General features: G+C 73.7%; 19 protein-coding genes. 7 read left to right on the top strand and 12 right to left on the bottom strand.

Features of this window, described 5'->3' with window-relative positions; translation table 11 throughout:
• Window positions 1-100 precede the first annotated feature (100 nt).
• Window positions 101-1084, top strand: coding sequence for a LacI family DNA-binding transcriptional regulator (locus K330_RS0116375; RefSeq protein ID WP_022922897.1), 984 nt, complete (start codon window positions 101-103; stop codon window positions 1082-1084).
• Window positions 1085-1177: 93 nt separating this feature from the next.
• Here K330_RS0116375 and K330_RS21930 read toward each other — a convergent pair whose 3' ends face one another.
• On the bottom strand, window positions 1178-3175 hold the full coding sequence (locus K330_RS21930) for a BCCT family transporter (RefSeq protein ID WP_022922896.1): 1998 nt from the start codon (window positions 3173-3175) through the stop codon (window positions 1178-1180).
• A 226-nt stretch (window positions 3176-3401) separates the two neighbouring features.
• Window positions 3402-4595 (bottom strand): neutral zinc metallopeptidase, encoded by a 1194-nt coding sequence (locus tag K330_RS22960; RefSeq protein WP_022922895.1) that lies wholly within the window; start codon window positions 4593-4595, stop codon window positions 3402-3404.
• Between the two features lie 103 nt (window positions 4596-4698).
• Between K330_RS22960 and K330_RS0116360 the strand changes: the two genes are divergently transcribed.
• Window positions 4699-5205: a metallophosphoesterase family protein gene (locus K330_RS0116360; protein WP_022922894.1), complete on the top strand. Its 507-nt coding sequence runs from the start codon at window positions 4699-4701 to the stop codon at window positions 5203-5205.
• A 39-nt stretch (window positions 5206-5244) separates the two neighbouring features.
• On the opposite strand, the gene K330_RS0116355 is transcribed toward K330_RS0116360, so the two are convergent.
• On the bottom strand, window positions 5245-5472 hold the full coding sequence (locus K330_RS0116355; protein WP_022922893.1) for a hypothetical protein: 228 nt from the start codon (window positions 5470-5472) through the stop codon (window positions 5245-5247).
• A gap of 151 nt (window positions 5473-5623) precedes the next feature.
• Here K330_RS0116355 and K330_RS0116350 point away from each other — a divergent pair, with 151 nt between their 5' ends.
• Entirely contained in the window at window positions 5624-6163 is a 540-nt protein-coding gene (locus K330_RS0116350; protein ID WP_022922892.1) for a gamma carbonic anhydrase family protein, read from the top strand.
• On the opposite strand, the gene K330_RS0116345 is transcribed toward K330_RS0116350, so the two are convergent.
• From K330_RS0116345 to K330_RS0116320, 6 genes are read right to left on the bottom strand one after another with little or no spacing between them, the layout of a single operon-like run.
• Window positions 6160-6543, bottom strand: a complete 384-nt coding sequence (locus K330_RS0116345) for a nitrile hydratase accessory protein (RefSeq protein ID WP_022922891.1) — start codon at window positions 6541-6543, stop codon at window positions 6160-6162. The genes K330_RS0116350 and K330_RS0116345 overlap by 4 nt on opposite strands.
• On the bottom strand, window positions 6540-7181 hold the full coding sequence (gene nthB / locus K330_RS0116340; protein ID WP_022922890.1) for a nitrile hydratase subunit beta: 642 nt from the start codon (window positions 7179-7181) through the stop codon (window positions 6540-6542). The genes K330_RS0116345 and nthB overlap by 4 nt, the downstream gene beginning before the upstream one ends.
• Window positions 7178-7819: a nitrile hydratase subunit alpha gene (gene nthA, locus K330_RS0116335; RefSeq protein WP_022922889.1), complete on the bottom strand. Its 642-nt coding sequence runs from the start codon at window positions 7817-7819 to the stop codon at window positions 7178-7180. The genes nthB and nthA overlap by 4 nt, the downstream gene beginning before the upstream one ends.
• 35 nt (window positions 7820-7854) lie before the next feature.
• A complete protein-coding gene (locus K330_RS0116330; RefSeq protein WP_229665729.1) occupies window positions 7855-8820 on the bottom strand; it encodes an Lsr2 family DNA-binding protein in 966 nt (321 codons plus the stop codon).
• Between the two features lie 5 nt (window positions 8821-8825).
• The gene (locus tag K330_RS0116325) at window positions 8826-9695 is read right to left on the bottom strand and encodes a DUF72 domain-containing protein (protein ID WP_022922887.1); all 870 of its coding nucleotides are present in this window, start codon (window positions 9693-9695) and stop codon (window positions 8826-8828) included.
• On the bottom strand, window positions 9692-10978 hold the full coding sequence (locus K330_RS0116320; RefSeq protein ID WP_022922886.1) for a cytochrome P450: 1287 nt from the start codon (window positions 10976-10978) through the stop codon (window positions 9692-9694). The genes K330_RS0116325 and K330_RS0116320 overlap by 4 nt, the downstream gene beginning before the upstream one ends.
• A gap of 102 nt (window positions 10979-11080) precedes the next feature.
• Here K330_RS0116320 and K330_RS21920 point away from each other — a divergent pair, with 102 nt between their 5' ends.
• Window positions 11081-12919, top strand: a complete 1839-nt coding sequence (locus K330_RS21920) for a glycoside hydrolase family 15 protein (RefSeq protein WP_040658324.1) — start codon at window positions 11081-11083, stop codon at window positions 12917-12919.
• Between the two features lie 54 nt (window positions 12920-12973).
• On the opposite strand, the gene K330_RS0116310 is transcribed toward K330_RS21920, so the two are convergent.
• Complete coding sequence (locus K330_RS0116310) at window positions 12974-13378, bottom strand: secondary thiamine-phosphate synthase enzyme YjbQ (RefSeq protein WP_022922885.1); 405 nt, start codon at window positions 13376-13378, stop codon at window positions 12974-12976.
• A gap of 1 nt (window position 13379) precedes the next feature.
• Window positions 13380-13550 (bottom strand): hypothetical protein, encoded by a 171-nt coding sequence (locus K330_RS23780; RefSeq protein ID WP_022922884.1) that lies wholly within the window; start codon window positions 13548-13550, stop codon window positions 13380-13382.
• A gap of 122 nt (window positions 13551-13672) precedes the next feature.
• Between K330_RS23780 and K330_RS21915 the strand changes: the two genes are divergently transcribed.
• Window positions 13673-14446, top strand: coding sequence for a maleylpyruvate isomerase N-terminal domain-containing protein (locus K330_RS21915; protein ID WP_022922883.1), 774 nt, complete (start codon window positions 13673-13675; stop codon window positions 14444-14446).
• A gap of 40 nt (window positions 14447-14486) precedes the next feature.
• Here K330_RS21915 and K330_RS0116295 read toward each other — a convergent pair whose 3' ends face one another.
• Window positions 14487-15128: a maleylpyruvate isomerase family mycothiol-dependent enzyme gene (locus K330_RS0116295; RefSeq protein ID WP_040658295.1), complete on the bottom strand. Its 642-nt coding sequence runs from the start codon at window positions 15126-15128 to the stop codon at window positions 14487-14489.
• A 106-nt stretch (window positions 15129-15234) separates the two neighbouring features.
• Here K330_RS0116295 and K330_RS0116290 point away from each other — a divergent pair, with 106 nt between their 5' ends.
• Both K330_RS0116290 and K330_RS0116285 read left to right on the top strand, forming a co-directional pair.
• Window positions 15235-16335, top strand: a complete 1101-nt coding sequence (locus K330_RS0116290) for a zinc-binding dehydrogenase (protein WP_029202778.1) — start codon at window positions 15235-15237, stop codon at window positions 16333-16335.
• A 185-nt stretch (window positions 16336-16520) separates the two neighbouring features.
• Complete coding sequence (locus K330_RS0116285) at window positions 16521-17657, top strand: DUF4232 domain-containing protein (protein ID WP_084617645.1); 1137 nt, start codon at window positions 16521-16523, stop codon at window positions 17655-17657.
• The last annotated feature ends 127 nt before the right edge of the window (window positions 17658-17784 follow it).

The following is a 17784-nucleotide window of genomic DNA, read 5'->3' as shown; positions in this document are numbered from 1 at the left end:
AGGACGCCCGGTGGTGGTTGTTGTGGAACCGTAGGAGAACTGCTGTAATCGCATCAAGAAGTTTCACCAAGTTTCATGCAGGCCGGGCCGGAGGAGAACGGTGAGCCGTCGCACCACCATCTACGACGTCGCCCAGGAGTCCGGGGTCTCCGCGGCGACCGTGAGCCGCGCGCTGACCCAGCCCGACAAGGTGCACCCCGCGACGCTCGAGCACGTGCTGGAGGTGGCCGCGCGGCTCGGCTACCGCAAGGGCTCGGGGGCCCGCCCGTCCGGCGAGCGGCATACCGGCACGATCGCGATGGTGGTGCCGGACATCACCAACCCCTACTACTTCGCCGCGATCACCGGGGCGGAGCGGCGGGCCCAGGCCGCGGGCCTGACGCTGGTCCTGGTGAACTCCGAGGAGAGCGCGCAGCAGGAACGGGCCAACGTGGAGCGCCTGATCGGGCGGGTCGACGGCTTCGTCCTGGCCTCCAGCCGGCTCGCCGACGAGGAGGTGACCGCGATCGCCTCGCGCACCAAGGTCGTCCTGCTCAACCGCTGGGTCGACGGCATCTCCTGCGCGCTCGTGGAGCAGGACCACGGCTCACGGCAGATCGTGCACCACCTCACGTCGCTCGGTCACGAGCACCTCGTCTACCTGGGCGGCCCCGTCACCAGCTGGGTGCGCCACCAGCGCTGGAACGCGCTGCGGGGCGCCGCGGAGGCCGAGGGCGTCCGGATCGACCTGCTGGGCCCCTACCGGCCCTCCTCGCTGGACGGCGGGGCGGCCGCCGACGCCGCACTGCGCACCGGCGCGACCGGTTTCGTCGCGCACAACGACCTGCTGGCGATCGGCGTGCTCCAACGACTGCGGGCCCGTGGCGTCGAGGTGCCCGAGGAGGTCAGCGTCGTGGGCTACGACGACATGTTCGTCGCCACCATCGTCACCCCCGCCCTCACCACCCTCGGCGGGGAGTACGAGGAGGCGGCGAGGTATGGCGTGGAGCTGCTGCTCGAGGGGCGCCGCGACGCCCAGGTCGTGCTGCCCTCCAGCCTGGCGATCCGGGAGTCGACCGGCCGGGCCCGGCAGAGCAGCACCTGACGGACCCGACCGACCGGTCGCCCGACCGAGTGTCCGGCCGGTCGGTCGACCGGCCGACCGGCCGACCGGCCGACCGGCCGACCGGCCGAGCGGCTACCGGTCCTCGCGCCCCGCCTCCGGCCCGTCCACCCGCGAGGTGTCGACGTCGCCGTCCTGCTGGTCGACGAACTCCTGGGACGCCTCGAACTCGGGGGTGTCGAAGACCTCGCCGGCCAACGGGTCCTCGGTGCGCAGGTCGACGTCCACGGCGCCCGTGTCCGGGTCGACGGTGACCTCGTCGTGCCGCAGCCTCCGCAGGTTGACCACCCGGGGGACCGGGCCGCCGGGTGCGGCGGTCGGCACGGGCAGGCCGTCCAGCGTCGTGGAGACGCCGCGCAGCTGGTCGAGCCAGCGGCGCCGGGCCTCCGGGGCTGCGGGGGCGGCTGGCGCCGCCGTCTCTGCGGCGGGCGCGCCCTGCTCGGTGGACTCCAGCACCTGCACGTAGAGCGGCATGGTGGCGACCTCGTGCCGGAACGCCTTGAGCAGCGAGACGCAGGCCAGCACGAGGATGACCGAGAAGGGTGCCGCCGTCGAGATCGAGAGCGTCTGCAGCGCGGTGAGGGCCACGCTGCCGCCGGCCACGAGCAGGACCGCCGCGGCCGCGCCCTCGAGCACCGCCCAGTAGGTCCGGGTCACCGGGGAGGTGTTGGTGCTGCCGCCGCTGGCGAGCATGTCGATGACCAGCGACCCCGAGTCCGAGGACGTGACGAAGAACAGGATGACGACGGTGATGGCGACGACGCTGAGGACGACGGGCAGGAAGCCCGGCATCGACTCGAAGAACGCGAAGAGGGCCGTGGTGCTGTCCACCACGAGCCCGCCGGTCTCGGGGTCCTCGGAGGCCAGCGCGCCGGTCTCCTGCTGGTAGCGGATGGCGGAGTCGCCGAAGATGGTGAACCACACCAGGCTGACCAGCGTCGGGGCCAGCAGCACGCCCAGGACGAACTCGCGGATGGTGCGCCCGCGGGAGATGCGGGCGATGAACATGCCGACGAAGGGCGCCCAGCTGGTCCACCAGCCCCAGTAGGCGATGGTCCAGGCGGCCTCCCAGCCGTCGGAGGAGTAGCGGCCGACGTGCCACATGGTCTGCGGCAGCTGGACGAGGTAGCGGCCGAGGTTCTCCGGGACCGCCTGCAGCAGGAAGATCGTCGGTCCGAGGACGAAGACGGTCAGCGCCATCAGCGCTGCCACGGTCATGTTGGTGTTGGACAGCCACTTCAGGCCCTTGTGCACACCGGTGACGACCGACCAGACGGCGATCAGCGTGATGCCCGTGATGAGCCCGATCACCAGCACCGGGGAGCGCTCGGCCCACCCGAGGTACTGCAGCCCGCCCATGATCTGGCTGACCCCGAAGCCGAACGAGGTGGCGACGCCGAAGAGCGTGCCGACGATGGCGATCGTGTCGATCGTGTGCCCGATCCAGCCCTCGATCCGCCTGCGCCCCAGCAGCGGCTCGAGCAGCCAGCGCACCGCGAGCGGCCGGCCGCGGCGGAAGGACATGTAGGCCAGCCCCAGGCCGACCACCGCGTAGATGGCCCACGGGTGCAGGCCCCACTGCAGCATCATCAGCCCGACGGACTCCTGGGCCGCGCCCAGCGACTCGGGGTCGTTGCCGAAGGCCTCCGGCGGCGCGACGTAGTGGGACAGGGGCTCGGCGACGCCGAAGAAGACCAGGCCGATCCCCATACCGGCGCTGAAGAGCATCATGAACCACGAGACCAGGCCGAACTCCGGCTGCTCCTCGTCCCGGCCCAGCTTGATCCGCCCCACCCGCGAGACGGCGCAGTAGATCGTGAACACCAGGAAGATGTTCACCGCGATGACGTACCACCAGCCCACGCCGTCGGTGATGATCTCGTTGAGCCGCCCGGTCGCCGACTCCAGCTCGGTGCCGGCCACCCGGCTGAAGACGATCGTGGCGGCGAGCAGCACGAAGATCACGATCGAGGCCGGGATGAAGACCGGGCGCAGGATCTTGACCCCGGGGCTCTGCGTGGGATCTGCGTCCTCGGTCGTGGAGGAGTCGGGGGCGGACGGCGGAGCGGTCATGCGTGGCCTCCTGGGACGTGGCGGCGTGCGTGCTCATGGGTGTTGACCCCCGCCGGCGCGCGACGGGGGTGGTTCGGGCGCGTCGACCATCGTGGCACGGCAGAGCAGGCAGGTCACATCGACGCCATCGGTGCCTCGTCCGCCGTCCGCCGTCCGCGGTCCCGACGCGACGGCGCCGCCCGGCCGCTGCGGCCGGGCGGCACCTCACCGGCGAGCTCGCCCAGGGTCAGGCGTCGGGCGCGAGGATCTCCGGAAGCACGGCACGGAAGCGGTCGCTGACCGTCCCCGCCGGCAGGACGTGGCCCTTGGCGCCCTTGGCGTTGGCCAGCTCGTCGGCCCACGCGGCGGACGCGGAGCGCTGGTTGGGCGTGCCGTGGTGGCCGTCGCTGGCGAACGAGCAGTCGCCCACCTCGCCGAAGCTGCGGACGAAGGCGTCCACGCGCTGGTTGCGCAGCCGTTCGCCGCGCGGGTGGGACAGGTAGTAGCCGGCGAGAGCGTCGGCCTCGAGCTCGGTCTCCCGGGTCGCCTCGGCGTCCCCGGCGTGGTCGTCGAACAGACCCAGCTCGAACTGCACCTGGTGGCCGTACTCGTGAGCCAGGATGCCGCGCGGCGCCACGTCGCCGAGGCCGATGGCCCCCATCCCCTCGAGGATGCCGTCACCCATGATGATCTTGTCGCCGATGCCCAGCTGTGCCTCCGGCGGCGCGCCCTCCTCGCTGTAGGCGAAGGCGTTGAAGGAGAACAGCGGGTGGTCGCCACCGGCGAACTTGTCCTGCTGCAGGTAGTCCTGGATCAGGTCGGTCAGCTCCTGTGCCTCCTCCGGGGTGTAGCCGTAGAGGAAGGTCAGCAGCCGGACCATCCGCGCGTCGTCCTGGATGACGCTGCCGTGCATCGCGCCCATGCGGATGTCGCTGCCGTCGACGTCCCAGAACGCCGTGAGCGTGCGGAAGGTCTTCTCCAGCTCCTTGGTGTGCTCGCCGTCGACACCGTAGTGCTGGGGCCCGTCGGGCTGGAACAGCAGCGCGTCGTAGGTCGGCCAGTCGAGGGCGCCCGTGAGCGACAGGATGAGGATGTCGACGAGGTCCCAGTCGGCGAGCTGCCCGTCGAGCCAGCCCATGAGCTCGGTGTCCGAGCACTCGTACTGGCTGCCGTCGATGGCACGCTCGAGCTGGGCGGCCCGAGCCTGCGGGTCGATGCCGAGGGCACGGTTGAGCGTGTCGACACGGTCGCTGCCGGCCGGTGCCAGCTCCTGCAGGCGCTCCAGGAGCGCCCGCGACCGCTCGTCGGTCCAGTCCTCGGACGACGTGGTGCTGGCGGTGGCGGTGGGCGCGGCGGGCGTCGACGCCAGCGCGGGCGCCGAGGCGGTGCCGAGCGTCAGGGTCAGGGCCAGGGCAGCGGTCAGGGTATGGCGTGTTCTCACAGGTTCTTCCTCCCGAGTAGCCGACCGGGGACCTGTTCCCCGGTCGAGCCATCCACTCCATCACGCGCCACCGACATCCACCCGTCCGAGCTACGGTGACGGGGTGGACGGTGACACGGGGTTGCGGGTACTGCTGATGGCCGACACCCACGTGCCCAAGCGCGCCAAGGACCTGCCTGCCGAGGTCTGGGACCGGGTCGCGGCGGCCGACGTCGTCGTCCACGCGGGGGACTGGGTGGCTCCGGCGCTGCTGGACGAGCTCGCGGCCCGCTCGGCACGACTGGTCGCCGTCTGGGGCAACAACGACGGCGAGGAGCTGCGCGCCCGGCTGCCCGAGGTGGCCAGGGTGGAGCTGGGCGGTCTGCGGTGGGGTGTGGTCCACGAGACCGGGCCCAAGGCGCGTCGGGAGGAGCGGATGCGCGCTGCATATCCCGACCTGGACGTGCTCGTCTTCGGGCACAGCCACATCCCGTGGGACACCGAGCACGAGGGGCTGCGGCTGCTCAACCCCGGCTCGCCGACCGACCGGCGCCGGCAGCCGACCTGCACCTACATGACCTGCACGGTGGCCGACGGCCAGCTGCGCGAGGTGACGCTGCGCCCCGTGTGAGGCACAGGGCCACCGGCGAGGACCGCGCCCGGGCGAGGGTCAGTCCGGCACGTCGCCGTCCTGCGCCGGCGACTCTCCCTCCTGGCTCGACTCGTTGATGTCCACCGCGTCGCTGACCTCGGTGTTGACGTCGGGGGTGTCCGGGACGCTGTCGGCGCCGCCCAGTGCCGTGTCGGCGTTGAGCCCGCCGGAGCCGCCCTCCGAGACAGTGCCGCCTCCCGAGTCCGCGGAGGGGTCGTGCTGGTCGTCGCGCTGCTGCTCGCTCATGGCAGCCACGGTATGGCGTCGGCCCGCTGGGCACAGTGCAGAACGCCACCCGTCCACGAGGGCCGCACGGTTGTCCTCGACGGCCACGTCCAGCCTGGCGCAGACCGTCCGGCAGGATGAACGTGACCCGGCAGCCGAGCGAGGAGAGACGATGACGACGACCGGACTGGTGCTGGCCCTGGGGGACCGGCGACCCGAGATCGACCCCGACGCGTGGCTGGCCCCGCACAGCGTGGTCAGCGGCAGCGTGCGCATCGGCGCCGGCAGCAGCGTCTGGTACGGCGCGTCGGTGCGTGGCGACAACGAGCAGATCACGCTCGGTGAACGTGTCAACCTCCAGGACAACGTGGTCGTGCACGCCGACGCCGGCTTCCCGACGACGGTCGCCGACGACGTGTCGGTCGGGCACGGTGCCGTGCTGCACGGCTGCTCGGTCGGCAGCGGCACGATCGTCGGCATGGGTGCCGTCGTCATGAACGGCGCGTCGGTCGGCGACTCCTGCCTCGTCGCCGGCGGGGCCGTCGTCCTCGAGGGTGTGCAGATCCCCTCCGGCTCCCTCGTGGCCGGCGTGCCCGCCAAGGTCCGGCGCGAGCTGACCGAGGAGGAGCGGGCGGGCCTGATGACGGGGGTCTCGCACTACCCCGAGCTCGCCGCGAAGCACCGCGCGGCTCTCGGGGACCAGCCGGGCTAGAGCTCGATCGGCTGCCCGTGCGGCGTCCGCGCGGCCGCGTCGTGCCACTGCCGGGTGGCCCCCTCGACGTCCCCGGCGCTCGCCACGCCCCGGTCGGCGAGCACGTCCTCGAGCGCCGCGGCCCAGCAGCGGTAGTAGTCGCTGCCGTCGTCGGCGCCGTCCCGCACGCGCCGGCTGAGGGCCTGTGCCCACTCCGGCCAGGTGAAGAGTCCACGTTCGTGCAGCACGACCGTCATCGCGAAGACCTGCGCCTGCCACGGCTCGGCGAAGACCTCATCCCCGGCCCCGGCCCCGGGCCTCCCAGCGGCCGCCGGCGGCAGCGGCAGCCCGTCACCGCAGCTGGCCGCGATCCCGGCCAGGGTCTGCGCGGCGCTCGTCACGGCGCCTCCTCGAGGTAGGGCTCCCAGGCGTCGACCGACACGGTCAGCGTGGGGTCGGCGTCCTCGCCCCACAGCTCACGGCCGGAGAGGTCGACGGTGTAGAGCCACTCCGGTGCGGTGTCGGGCCGCTGCCCCAGGGGCACGGCGTTGCGGTCGGGGAAGACGTGGGCGCCCCGCACGGCGACGACCGTGCCGACCCGCCCCCGCGCGTAGCGCGGCAGCCGCGTGTGCCCCACCGGGTTGAGGTCCCGGGCGCGCACGCGCTGCCCCACGGCATACCGCGGCCCGGTGCTCGTCGGCCGCTCGTAGCTGCCGCGTGCGGAGACGGTCGCGAGCAGCTCCTCCGCCGACCTGGCGTGCACGCCCTCGGGCGGGTCGTCGAGCAGGCCGAGCGTCCCGACCGCGTCCTCCAGCGCCTGCTGCCAGATCTCGTAGTAGCTGCTGGACAGGTACTGCGCCGGCGGCAGGCTCTCGCGCAGGTGGCGCATCTGGTCGATGTTCCACAGGCCCAGGGCGCCCATGGCCAGGGTCATCCCCAGCGTGCGTCGCTCCCAGTCGTCGTGGAAGGCCGGCTCGTCCGGCTCGGGTCGCACCGGGCCGAAGCTCTGCAGGCCACCTAGGTCGTGGACGCCGTTCACGCCGACACCTCGTGCGGAGCCCGGGCCAGCCCGGTCCCGATCATGCTGTCGCGGGTGACCAGCGCGGTGAGCTGCTCCTGGGAGAGCCCCTCGGTCCCCTCCGGTCGCATCGGCACGACCAGGTAGCGCACCTCGGCGGTGGAGTCCCAGACCTTGATCTGCATGTCCTGCGGCAGCGTGACGCCGAAGTCGGCGAGGACCCCGCGCGGGTCGATGACGGCCTTGGACCGGTAGGCGGGGGACTTGTACCAGACCGGCGGCAGGCCCAGCACCGGCCACGGGTAGCAGGAGCACAGCGTGCACACGACCATGTTGTGCCGCTCCGGGGTGTTCTCGACCGCCACCATGTGCTCGCCCTGACGTCCGACGTGCCCCAGCGAGGCGATCGCGGCGTCGGCGTCCTCGAGGAGCCACCGCCGGTAGTCGGGCTCGGCCCACGCCTTCGCCACCACCTGCGCGCCGTTGTGCGGGCCGACCTCCTTCTCGTAGCGCTCCACCACCGCGTCGAGCGCGGCCCGGTCGACCAGGCCGCGCTCGGTCAGCAGCGTCTCGAGGGCGCGCACCCGCGCGTCCATCGGGGACAGCGAGCTGTATGCCGTGCCCTCCCCGTCGTGGTCATGGTCGTGGTCGTGGCCCATGCCGGGACGCTACCGCAGCCGCGTCCCGGCGGCCCTCACCCGCTGCGTCGCGCGAAGGCCTCCAGCACCACCCGGCTGACGCGGCCCCGGTCGGAGACGGCATACCCGTTGCTCCGTGCCCACTGCCGCACCTGCGCGGCGGTCGGCTCCACCGCCGCCGGCAGGGGCGTGGCCTCCGCCTCGGCGTGCGCCGTCTCGCCGGCGTGGACGACGGCGGCCGCCAGGAACCGGTAGGTCCACTCCTGCGCCAGCGCCCGTGTCTCGCAGAACACGATCGGGACGGTGGGGAAGCGGGCCTGGCACTCGCCCAGCCCGTCCGCGACCACGGCCGGCCGCACCCGGTCGAGCTTGAAGACGGCCGAGTAGCGGTCCTCCACGACCACCGCGGCCGACTCCAGCGCCGCGAGGTCGGCCAGGACGTAGCGCATCCGCCCGCTGGTCAGCGTGCTGACGAGGTCCTGCAGCGACTTGCGCTCCACTGCCGCCACGACGCGCCCGCCGACCCGCACGCCGTAGTCACCCGCCGTCAGCGCCTGCCGCACCGTCGTCGCCTGCTGGTGCTCGAAGGTCCACGCGTAGCGCTCGTGGCTGTCGACCAGGATCTCCAGCTCGCGGACCCCTGACCCCCGCGCCGTCGGCAGCGCGACCGCCGGTCGTGCCTGCTTCGCCGTCCTGGCCGTCTGCCAGAAGATCGCCTCGCGCCCGCCGCGGATGCGGGTCAGCACGAACTGCGAGCGGTTCTCCCGGCCGCGGTCCAGCACCAGGTCGATCGCCGCGCCGCGGCGGACGCACGAGCGCACCGGGACCCGTTCGACGATCTCGGGCTCGCGCGGCCAGCCGACGGCACGGTGGCAGTAGACCTTGCCGGTCCGCGGCCACGTCTCCTTGGCCTTGAGCACGACGCCGTCCGTCCCCAGCGGGATGCGCAGCAGGTAGGGCAGCGTGGTGCCCTCCTCGGGGTTGCGCGCGATGACGAAGTCGGCCGGCATCGACACAGACACGCCCCTCAGCGTAGGGCGTCGTCCTCGCGCAGGATCTGCGCCAGGCGCATCGCGTCGTGGGGTGCGTGCACCTTGACGTCGTTGTCGAAGTAGACGTAGACGTCCGCCTGCTCCCGCCACCGCCGGATCCGTCCGGCCCAGTCCTGCAGGGCCTCCTCGCCGTAGCCGCTGACATAGAGCTCGGTGTCGCCGTGCAGCCGCACGTAGACCACCGGGCTCGTGACCTCGTCGAAGTAGGGCCACAGCCCGGCGGCGTCGGCGACCACGACCCCCACGCGGTGACGCCGCAGCAGGTCGAGGAACTCGGCGTTGCCGTCGAAGGTGGGGTGCCGCACCTCCAGCACGTGCTCCAGCGGGCGGTCCGGCTCCGCCGCCTCCAGGTATGGCGTCTCCCGCACCCGGTCGTCGTGCCCGCGCGCCACCTCGGCCGCGGCCCCGTGGGTGCGCGGCAGCCGGGAGAGGAAGGACTCCAGCTGCTCCGCGTCATACCGGTGCCGCGGCGCGAGCTGCCACAGCACGGGGCCGAGCCTCGGGCCCAGGGACAGCACGCCGGAGGCGAGGAAGTTGGCCAGCGCGGTGTCGATGTCGCGCAGCTTCTTCATGTGCGTGATGAAGCGGCTGCCCTTGACCGCGAAGACGAACCCCTCGGGTGTCGCCTCCGCCCACGCGCGGTAGCTGCTGGGCCGCTGCAGGGAGTAGAACGAGCCGTTGATCTCGACCGTGTCCATCCGCTCGGCGGCGAACTCCAGCTCGCGCCGCTGAGGCAGGCCCCTGGGGTAGAAGACGCCGCGCCACGGGGCGTAGCGCCAGCCCGAGATGCCGACGCGGACTACGCCGCGTCGGCCGTCGGGTCCGGCCCTCCCGGAGCGGCTCACCCGCGCCGTCGCACCCGGGAGAGCAGCACCCCGTTGCGCGGGGCGGTCGGCAGTCGGTGGACCGACCAGTCCAGCCCGTCGCGCGCGACCTCGGCGTCGAGGCGGGAGAGCTCGGCGACGGTCTGCGCGAGCAGCCCGACGGTGATCATCTCGCCGGGGCAGCGGTGGCCCGTCTCCGGCCGACCGCCGCCCTGGGGCACGAAGTACTCGGCGAAGACCTCGCCGGTGCCCAGAAAGCGCTCCGGGTCAAAGGCCTCCGGCGCCGACCAGTGCCGCTCGTCGCGGTTGGTGCCGTAGATGTCGATGAGCACCCGGTCACCCTCGGCCAGGTGCTCGCCCTCGAACTCCTGGTCGTGCCGGGCCACGGCCGGCAGCAGCGGCACGAACGGGTAGTAGCGCCGCACCTCCTCGGCGAAGGCGACCGCCAGCGGGCCGTCGGTCGTGCTGCCCCGCTCGACGGTCTCGGTGAAGATCCGCTCGCGCCAGCCCGGGTGCTCGTGCATGGCCAGCGCGGCGAAGGCCGCGAACCGGCACACGGCGATGCCCGGGCGGATCGCGTTCTGCAGCTCGACCCCGGCGATGTGGTCCGGCAGCGGCTCGCCGTCCAGCTCACGGTGCTCCAGGACCGCCTCGAACGCCGTGCCCGGTGGCGGGGTCACCTCGCCCGCGCGCGCCCGCCGCACCAGGTCGGTGAACCACGCGTCGCACTGCCGGCGCTTGACCTGGGTGCGCAGCCAGGCCGGGCCGAGCACCGCGAAGCCGTCGACGATGTCCGCCTCGTCGTGGGCCAGCCGGGTCAGCGTCTCCCGGTCGGCCTCGACCCCGGCCCAGCGCAGCAGCGAGCGCCCGTAGACCTCGACGGACACGTCGTACACCGAGGCGCTGCCGCCGGAGAGCCAGCGTTCCTCGACCGCCTCCGACCACTCCCGGGCGCTGGCCTCGAGCAGCTCGGCGACCCGCTGCGGGTCCATGAGCGTGCGGACGAACATCGACTTGCGGTGCCGGTGCGCCTCGTCGTCCAGGCCGTGCACCGACCCCTTGCCGAAGAGGCCGCCGCCGACGAACGCCGGCATCGCGCCCTCCCGCCGCATCCGGTCGGTGTCGTAGAACAGGCGCACGCCCTCCTCGCCGCGGACGAGCAGTGCGCCACGGCCCAGCGCGCGCAGCATGAGCCGGCTGCCCTTCCTGGGGTCCTCGGAGCGGTCCCTGGCCTCCCGGGCGAAGGTGTAGCCCTTGAGGACGAGGTCGAGCGTGTGGTCACGGAGCACGGCTGCGGTCGACATGCCCTCCAGTCAACCGGGCCGCGGCGCCGGTCTCCAGGTGAGCCGTCCCGGTCGGGCACGGGCCGGGAGGGGCGCTCGCGTGCGGCCGATACCGTGAACGGCATGAGCACCCCCCTGGAGGACTACGCCCTGCTGTCCGACATGCACACCGGGCCGCTGGTGTCCCGCGACGGGAGCATCGACTGGCTGTGCCTGCCGCGCTTCGACAGCCCGGCGGTCTTCTGCGCCCTGCTGGGCGGGCCGGACGACGGGCGGTGGTGGCTCGCCGTCGTCGACGGCGAGGTGGAGAGCTGGCGCTACGAGCCGGACACCTTCGTGCTGGAGACGGTGTGGCGCGGGCCCACCGGCCGGGCGAAGGTCCTGGACTTCCTCACCCCCGCGGACGAGAACGTCGACCTCGTCCGCCTGGTCGAGTGCCTGGAGGGGCAGGTCGAGGTCGAGCACGACCTGCGCATCCGGTTCGACTACGCCCTGGCCACCCCGTGGTTCCGCAGGATCGAGGACACCGCCGACGGTCGGGGGCGGATGACGTCGCTCGCGGGCCCGGACGCGCTGCTGCTCACCGGCCCCTGCCTGCACGTCGTCGACGACGACGACGACGAGGGGGCCGCGGACACCTCGAGAGGCGGCCCCGCACCGCGCCTGGTCGGGACCTTCCCGCTGCGCGCCGGGGAGCAGGTGGCGTGGGACCTGGCATGGCACCCCTCCTGGACCGACCACCCCGCCCCGGTCGACGCCGAGCAGGTGCTGGCCCAGACCCGGGCCTTCTGGCGGGACTGGGCCGCCGGCGCCGAGACCCACACCCACCACACCGACGTGGTCCGGCGCTCGCTGCTGGTGCTGCGCGCCCTGACCCACGCGCGGACGGGGGGCATCGTCGCCGCACCGACCACGTCGCTGCCCGAGGAGCTGGGCGGCGTCCGCAACTGGGACTACCGCTACACCTGGCTGCGCGACGCGGCCCTGACGATCGAGGTGATGGTCGACCACGGGTTCACCGACGGGGCGAGGCTGTGGCGCGACTGGCTGCTGCGGGCCGTCGCCGGAGACATCCACAACCTGCGGATCATGTACGGCCTGGGCGGCGAGCGGCGCCTGGACGAGAAGGAGCTGGACCACCTCGCCGGCTACGAGGGCTCCCGGCCGGTGCGCATCGGCAACGGGGCGGCCGAGCAGTACCAGACCGACGTCCCCGGCGAGGTCATGCTGGCGCTGGCCCGGCTGCGCGACCACGGGGTGGCAGAGGACGAGTACTCCTGGGGGCTGCAGCGCAACCTGCTGCGCTACTGCGAGGCCAACTACGACCGCAAGGACCACGGCATCTGGGAGATGCGTGGCGACCTGCACTACTTCACCCACGGCCGGGTGATGATGTGGGCCGCCTTCAACGAGGGCGTGCGGGCCGTCGAGGAGCACGGGCTCGAGGGCGACGCCGACCACTGGCGCCAGCTGCGCGACCGGCTGCGCGAGGAGATCCTGCGCCGGGGCTTCGACGAGCGGCGCGGCACCTTCACCCAGACCTACGACAACGACGAGGTCGACGCCTCCCTGCTGCAGATCCCGCACACCGGGTTCCTGCCCTACGACGACGAGCGGATGCTCGGCACGGTCGCCGCGATCGAGGAGGACCTCCGGGACGAGCACGGGCTGCTGCACCGCTACCGCACGGGCGCCGGTCTCGACGGGCTGGAGGGCGGCGAGAGCCCCTTCCTCATCTGCTGCTTCTGGCTGGTCGAGCAGTACGCCTGCAGCGGCCGCGTCGAGGAGGCGCGCGCGCTCATGGACCAGCTGGTGGGCTACGGCTCCGAGCTGGACCTCTTCGCCGAGGAGTACGACCCGGGCGCGGGGCGCCTCATCGGCAACTACCCCCAGGCGTTCAGCCACCTGGGGCTCATCCGCGCCGACGACTCGCTCACCCGCGCCGAGCAGCGGGCCTCCTGAGCGGGGCGGCAGCCTCCTGAGCGCCCCGCGCGCCGCGGGCCCGGCGCGCGGGCGTCAGCCCGGCAGCAGGTCCAGGCGGACCGTCCGCTCGGCGTTGTCGACGTTGAGGTCGACCAGGCAGATGCTCTGCCAGGTGCCCAGCGCCAGCCGGCCGCCGTCGACCGGCACCGTCGCGTAGGGCGGGACCAGCGCGGGCATGACGTGCGACCGGCCGTGCCCGCGAGAGCCGTGGGCGTGCTGCCAGCGGTCGTCGGCCGGCAGCAGGTCGGCCAGGGCCGCGAGCAGGTCGTCGTCGGACCCCGCGCCCGTCTCGATGATCGCGATGCCGGCGGTCGCGTGCGGCACGAAGACGTGCAGCAGGCCGTCACCCCGGCCGCTGACGAAGTCGGCGCACCGGCGCGTCAGGTCCACGACGACCTCGTCGCCGCCGGTGCGCACCTGCAGCTGGGTGGTCAGCACCTCAGCGCACCTCCAGGTAGGGGTCGGTGGTCCGGCGCACCGGGACCACGCAGGCCTCCAGCGGCGCGCCGTCGCAGCACGGCTCGACGTAGCGGCACCGTGGGCAGCGGTTGTGAGCGTGCTCGGCATACATCTGGGTGCCGCACGCGGGGCAGGGGAGCTCGAGCGCCATACCCCGATCCTGCCCCGAGCGCGGCGCCGGTTCATCCCGGCGCGCCGCCGGCCGCGGCACGGAAGGAGATCCCCGGAGACTGCGGACAGGTCCTGTCGGCAGGTGCTGCCAGGATCCCGGGTATGGAGCACCGCACGGTCGAGGAGCACGTCGCCGGGATCCGGACCGCCGTCGACGCCTTCGTCCGGTCCGCCGCCGCGGCCGGCCCCGAGGCCGCGGTGCCGACCTGCCCGGCGTGGACGGTCCGCCGGCTGCTCGCGCACCAGGGCATGGTGCACCGCTGGGCGCGCGCCACCCTGCGCGGCGAGGAGTGCCACCCACCGGCCTGGAACGCCGAGGGGCAGCAGGTGGCCGACCCGGTCGGCTGGCTCCTCGAGGGGGCTGACGCCCTGGTCACGACGATCGAGACGGCGCCGGACGACGTGCGGGCGACGGTCTTCCTCGCCGACGCGCCTCCGCCGCGGGTGTTCTGGGCGCGGCGCCAGTGCCACGAGACGACCATCCACGCGGTCGACGCCCTCGCGGCGAGCCTGGGACGCCTTCCCGACCCCCGGGACGCGGCCTGGGTCGACGAGCCGGTCGCCCTGGACGGGATCGACGAGCTGCTGACCGGGTTCGTGCCGCGCGGCCGGTCCCGCTTCGCAGGCGCAGGGCCGCGCAGCCTCACGGTTCGGGCCCGCGGCTCCGGTCGGGAGTGGGGGGTGGAGATCGGGGCCGACGGTGCGGTGCGGACGACCCGCCTGCGCGGCAGCGACGAGGTCGTCGGCACGAGCCTCGACGGCTCGGCCGTCGCCCTCTACCTGGCGCTGTGGAACCGGGCAGCACCCGGCGCCGTCGACGACCCGGGCGACGTGCTGGCCATGTGGCGCACACGTGCCCGCGTCCGCTGGAGCTGACCGCGTCCGGCGAGGCGGCGCGTCCGCCGCGGGCCGCCCGTCAGGCCGTCGTGCGCTCGGCGAGCCGCCCGGCGCCCTCGCCGCCGACCTGCCCCAGATATGCCGTGCGGCCGGACATCGTCATCGCCAGCGCCTCGGCCGTGCTCCGGACGACGGGGCCCTCGCCCCAGGCCCAGCCGGTGTCGGTCGCCTCCCAGCGCAGCCCGTCGAGGAACCCCTTCGAGGGCAGGAACGACTCCTGGCCCCGCGGCGAGGCGATGATGTCCAGCACCGCCGCCCAGCGCTCGACCGGGACGGTGACCGGCAGGCCCTGGGGCTGGGCGAGGTCGCGCAGGTGGATGCAGCTGTCGGCGAACGGCCCGGCGGCGCCGATGTACCACGGCCTCGCCGGGGTGCCTGCCCTGTCCCGGAGCTCGGCGGTGATCTCCCGCAGCGGCCGGTCGGCGAGGCGCTCGGCGATCACGTCGCAGGCGCGCGCCATCGAACGCACCCGCGCCGCCGTGAGCAGGAACCGCCACGACGGCACCCGGATCGGCTGCAGCAGGTGGGCCGTGAGGGTGCGCACGTCCCAGCCCGCGCACAGCGTGGGGTCCGACGCGTGCGGCTCCCCGAGCGAGTCGACCGTGTCGGCGACGAGGACCCGGTGCTCGGCGGTCCAGGCGAGGAGCTGCTGGTCGTCCATGGCGCCAGCCTGCCACGTCCACATCCACGGCCACGGGCCTGTCCTCCCGCCGCCGCGCGGCCGGTCCCGGACGTGCGGGACCGGCGGGCGTGCCACGATGACGGGCATGCGAGCAGTGGTGTGGGACGGTCCGGGGCAGCCGATGACGCTGGAGGAGGTGCCGACGCCGCAGCCGGGCGCCGGAGAGGCGCTGGTGCGCATCGCGGCGACCGGCGTGTGCCACACCGACCTGCACGTGATGAAGGGCGAGGTGGCCTTCCCGGCGCCCGGCGTGCTGGGGCACGAGGTCTCGGGCCACGTCGACGCGCTCGGCCCCGGCGTGGACGGTCTCACCGTCGGAGACCGGGTCGTCGGCGCCTTCATCATGCCGTGCGGCACCTGCCACCAGTGCGAGGCCGGTCGCGACGACCTGTGCGAGCCGTTCTTCGCCGAGAACCGGCTCCGCGGCAACCTCTTCGACGGCACGTCGCGGCTGCGGCGTGCGGACGGGTCCCGGCTCTCGATGTACTCCATGGCGGGCCTGGCCGAGTACGCGGTGGTGCCGGTCACGGCGCTGACGCGGCTGCCGGAGTCGCTGCCGCTGGAGGAGTCGGCCGTGCTGGGGTGCGCGGCGTTCACGGCATACGGGGCCCTGGCGCGGGCCGGCACCGACCTCGCCGGACGGTCCCTGGCCGTCGTCGCGGTCGGGGGCGTGGGCTCGAGCATCATCCAGTTCGCCCGGCACCTGGGGGCCGACCCGATCATTGCGGTCGACGTCGACGACGCCAAGCTCGAGGGGGCGCGTGAGCTGGGCGCCACGGTGACGGTCAACTCGGCCACCGCCGACGCCCGCGAGGCGGTGCTGGAGGCGACCGGCGGCGTCGGCGCCGAGGTGGTCATGGAGGTGCTGGGCCGGCCCGAGACCGTCGAGCTCGGCTTCTCGCTGCTGCGCGAGGGCGGCCGCATGGTCGTCGTCGGGATCGCCGCCGGGGCGGCCACGGCCGCGATCCCGATCACGGCCCTGGTCCGGCGCGGCATGACCATCACCGGTTCCTTCGGCGCCCGCACCCGACGCGACCTGCCGGAGGTCGTGCGCCTGGCGTCCGAGGGCGCCTTCGACGTGCGCCGCGCCGTGACGCGCCGCTTCTCCCTCGACGAGGCCCCGGCCGCCTACGACCTGCTCGACGCGGGACAGATCCGCGGCCGCGCGATCGTCGTCATGTCCTGACTTCGCCCGCCCACTCCCCCCTCCCCGACCGACGACGTGGTGTGCACGCCCCACCCCCGACCGACGACGTGGTGCGCACGCCCTTTTCCCGACCGACGACGTGGTGTGCCCGTGCCGTGCGGCGTGGACGCCTCGTCGGGCACGCGGCGTTGACCGGAGAATGTCCCGACTGGTCGGATGGGGGCATGATGTCGACCGGGGGGCACGGGCAGGAGAGTGTGGAGCGGGGTCTCAGCGGGCCGACGGAGCTCGACGGGGAGCAGATGCTCACCCTCGACTCCGGGACGGCCCCGTGGGGTCGGCCACCTGAGGACGGCAGGAGCCCCAGGCCCCCGCGATTGAGCGCCGCCGCGGAGGCCGTGGTGGCGGCGGGCGCCGGGCTTCTGGTGCTGCCGGGGCTGGGCCAGCTGCAGCGACAGGTGCTCATGCGTTCCGACGGCCTCTTCGTCATCGGGATGCTGCTCAGCGTCGGCGGAGCCTTCGCCGCCGCTGCCGCGACGCACCGCTGGCTCGGGGGTGGCAGACGCCGGGACGCAGCGGCTGTCGGAGCTGTGAGTGCTGCGCTGGCGGGCACGGCCTGGGGCGCCGTCACCGTGTCGGTCGCCGGTGACCTCGGCGTGTACCTGCCGCCGCGGACCCTCCTGTGGGCCACGGCGCTCGGGACCGTCGTCCTGGCGGTGCGGACCAGCGGGGTCGGTGCCCGGCTCGCCGGCAGCGCCGCCGGGGTCACGACCGCCCTCGCAGTCGTGTCCGGGCTGCAGTCCGGGTGGCCGCTGCTCGCGTCATACGCGCAGCTCTCGCCCGCCCCGTCCCCGGTCGACGTGACGCCGGAGGCGACTCCGTCCGCACCGGTGGTCGTCCCGCCCGAGCCGCCGGCCGGTCCCACGGCCGGCGCCCTCTGCCACCCCGACGAGCTCGAGGTCGTCACGAGCACGCCGGAGCCCGGTGGGAGCGTGGTCGCCACCACCCTCGTCGCCACGAACGTCGGCACCCGCGACTGCGTGGTCACCGGGTGGCCGACGGTGCAGGTGTTCTCCGCGGGCGAGGACCTCGCTCTCAACGTCCACGTCAGGGAGTCGGCTCCGGCAGGTGCTCACGTCGACCCCGCGGAGATCCGCCTTGCGCCGGGCGCCGCCGCGCAGACCCAGGTGTGGTGGCCGTCCTGGGGCGCGGCGGCCGACCTCGAGGCCTCCCAGCGGCTGTGGGTCGGCGTAGGTGGGGGCGTCGAGGCTGTCGACCTTCCGGAAGGGGCGCGGTGGGACGTGGTCCACAGTGCGGAGGCGTACGTCGCCCCCTGGCAGCCGTCGGAGGACGCGGGGTAGGCGGACCTGCCGCCGGGACGGCGTGCACGCGGCGTCGTCGGTCGCGGGTTGGGCGTGCACGCGACGTCGTCGGTCAGGAAGGGGAGGGAAGGGGAGGAAGGGGAGGGAAGGGGGCGGGGAGAGCGGT

Origin of the sequence: Ornithinimicrobium pekingense DSM 21552 (assembly GCF_000421185.1) — a bacterium.
Taxonomy (GTDB): Bacteria; Actinomycetota; Actinomycetes; order Actinomycetales; family Dermatophilaceae; genus Ornithinicoccus; species Ornithinicoccus pekingensis.
The sequence above is the reverse complement of the archived record's forward strand: the minus strand, read 5'-3'. Positions and strand labels throughout refer to the sequence as shown.

Bases quoted from the DNA above. Each gene is read 5' to 3' on its own strand.
- K330_RS0116285 (WP_084617645.1), top strand. From the start codon at position 16,521: ATGATGTCGACCGGGGGGCACGGGCAGGAGAGTGTGGAGCGGGGTCTC.
- K330_RS0116290 (WP_029202778.1), top strand. From the start codon at position 15,235: ATGCGAGCAGTGGTGTGGGACGGTCCGGGGCAGCCGATGACGCTGGAG.
- K330_RS0116295 (WP_040658295.1), bottom strand. From the start codon at position 15,128: ATGGACGACCAGCAGCTCCTCGCCTGGACCGCCGAGCACCGGGTCCTC.
- K330_RS21920 (WP_040658324.1), top strand. From the start codon at position 11,081: ATGAGCACCCCCCTGGAGGACTACGCCCTGCTGTCCGACATGCACACC.
- K330_RS0116320 (WP_022922886.1), bottom strand. From the start codon at position 10,978: ATGTCGACCGCAGCCGTGCTCCGTGACCACACGCTCGACCTCGTCCTC.
- K330_RS0116350 (WP_022922892.1), top strand. From the start codon at position 5,624: ATGACGACGACCGGACTGGTGCTGGCCCTGGGGGACCGGCGACCCGAG.
- nthA (WP_022922889.1), bottom strand. From the start codon at position 7,819: ATGGGCCACGACCACGACCATGACCACGACGGGGAGGGCACGGCATAC.
- K330_RS0116355 (WP_022922893.1), bottom strand. From the start codon at position 5,472: ATGAGCGAGCAGCAGCGCGACGACCAGCACGACCCCTCCGCGGACTCG.
- K330_RS21915 (WP_022922883.1), top strand. From the start codon at position 13,673: ATGGAGCACCGCACGGTCGAGGAGCACGTCGCCGGGATCCGGACCGCC.
- K330_RS23780 (WP_022922884.1), bottom strand. From the start codon at position 13,550: ATGGCGCTCGAGCTCCCCTGCCCCGCGTGCGGCACCCAGATGTATGCC.
- K330_RS21930 (WP_022922896.1), bottom strand. From the start codon at position 3,175: ATGACCGCTCCGCCGTCCGCCCCCGACTCCTCCACGACCGAGGACGCA.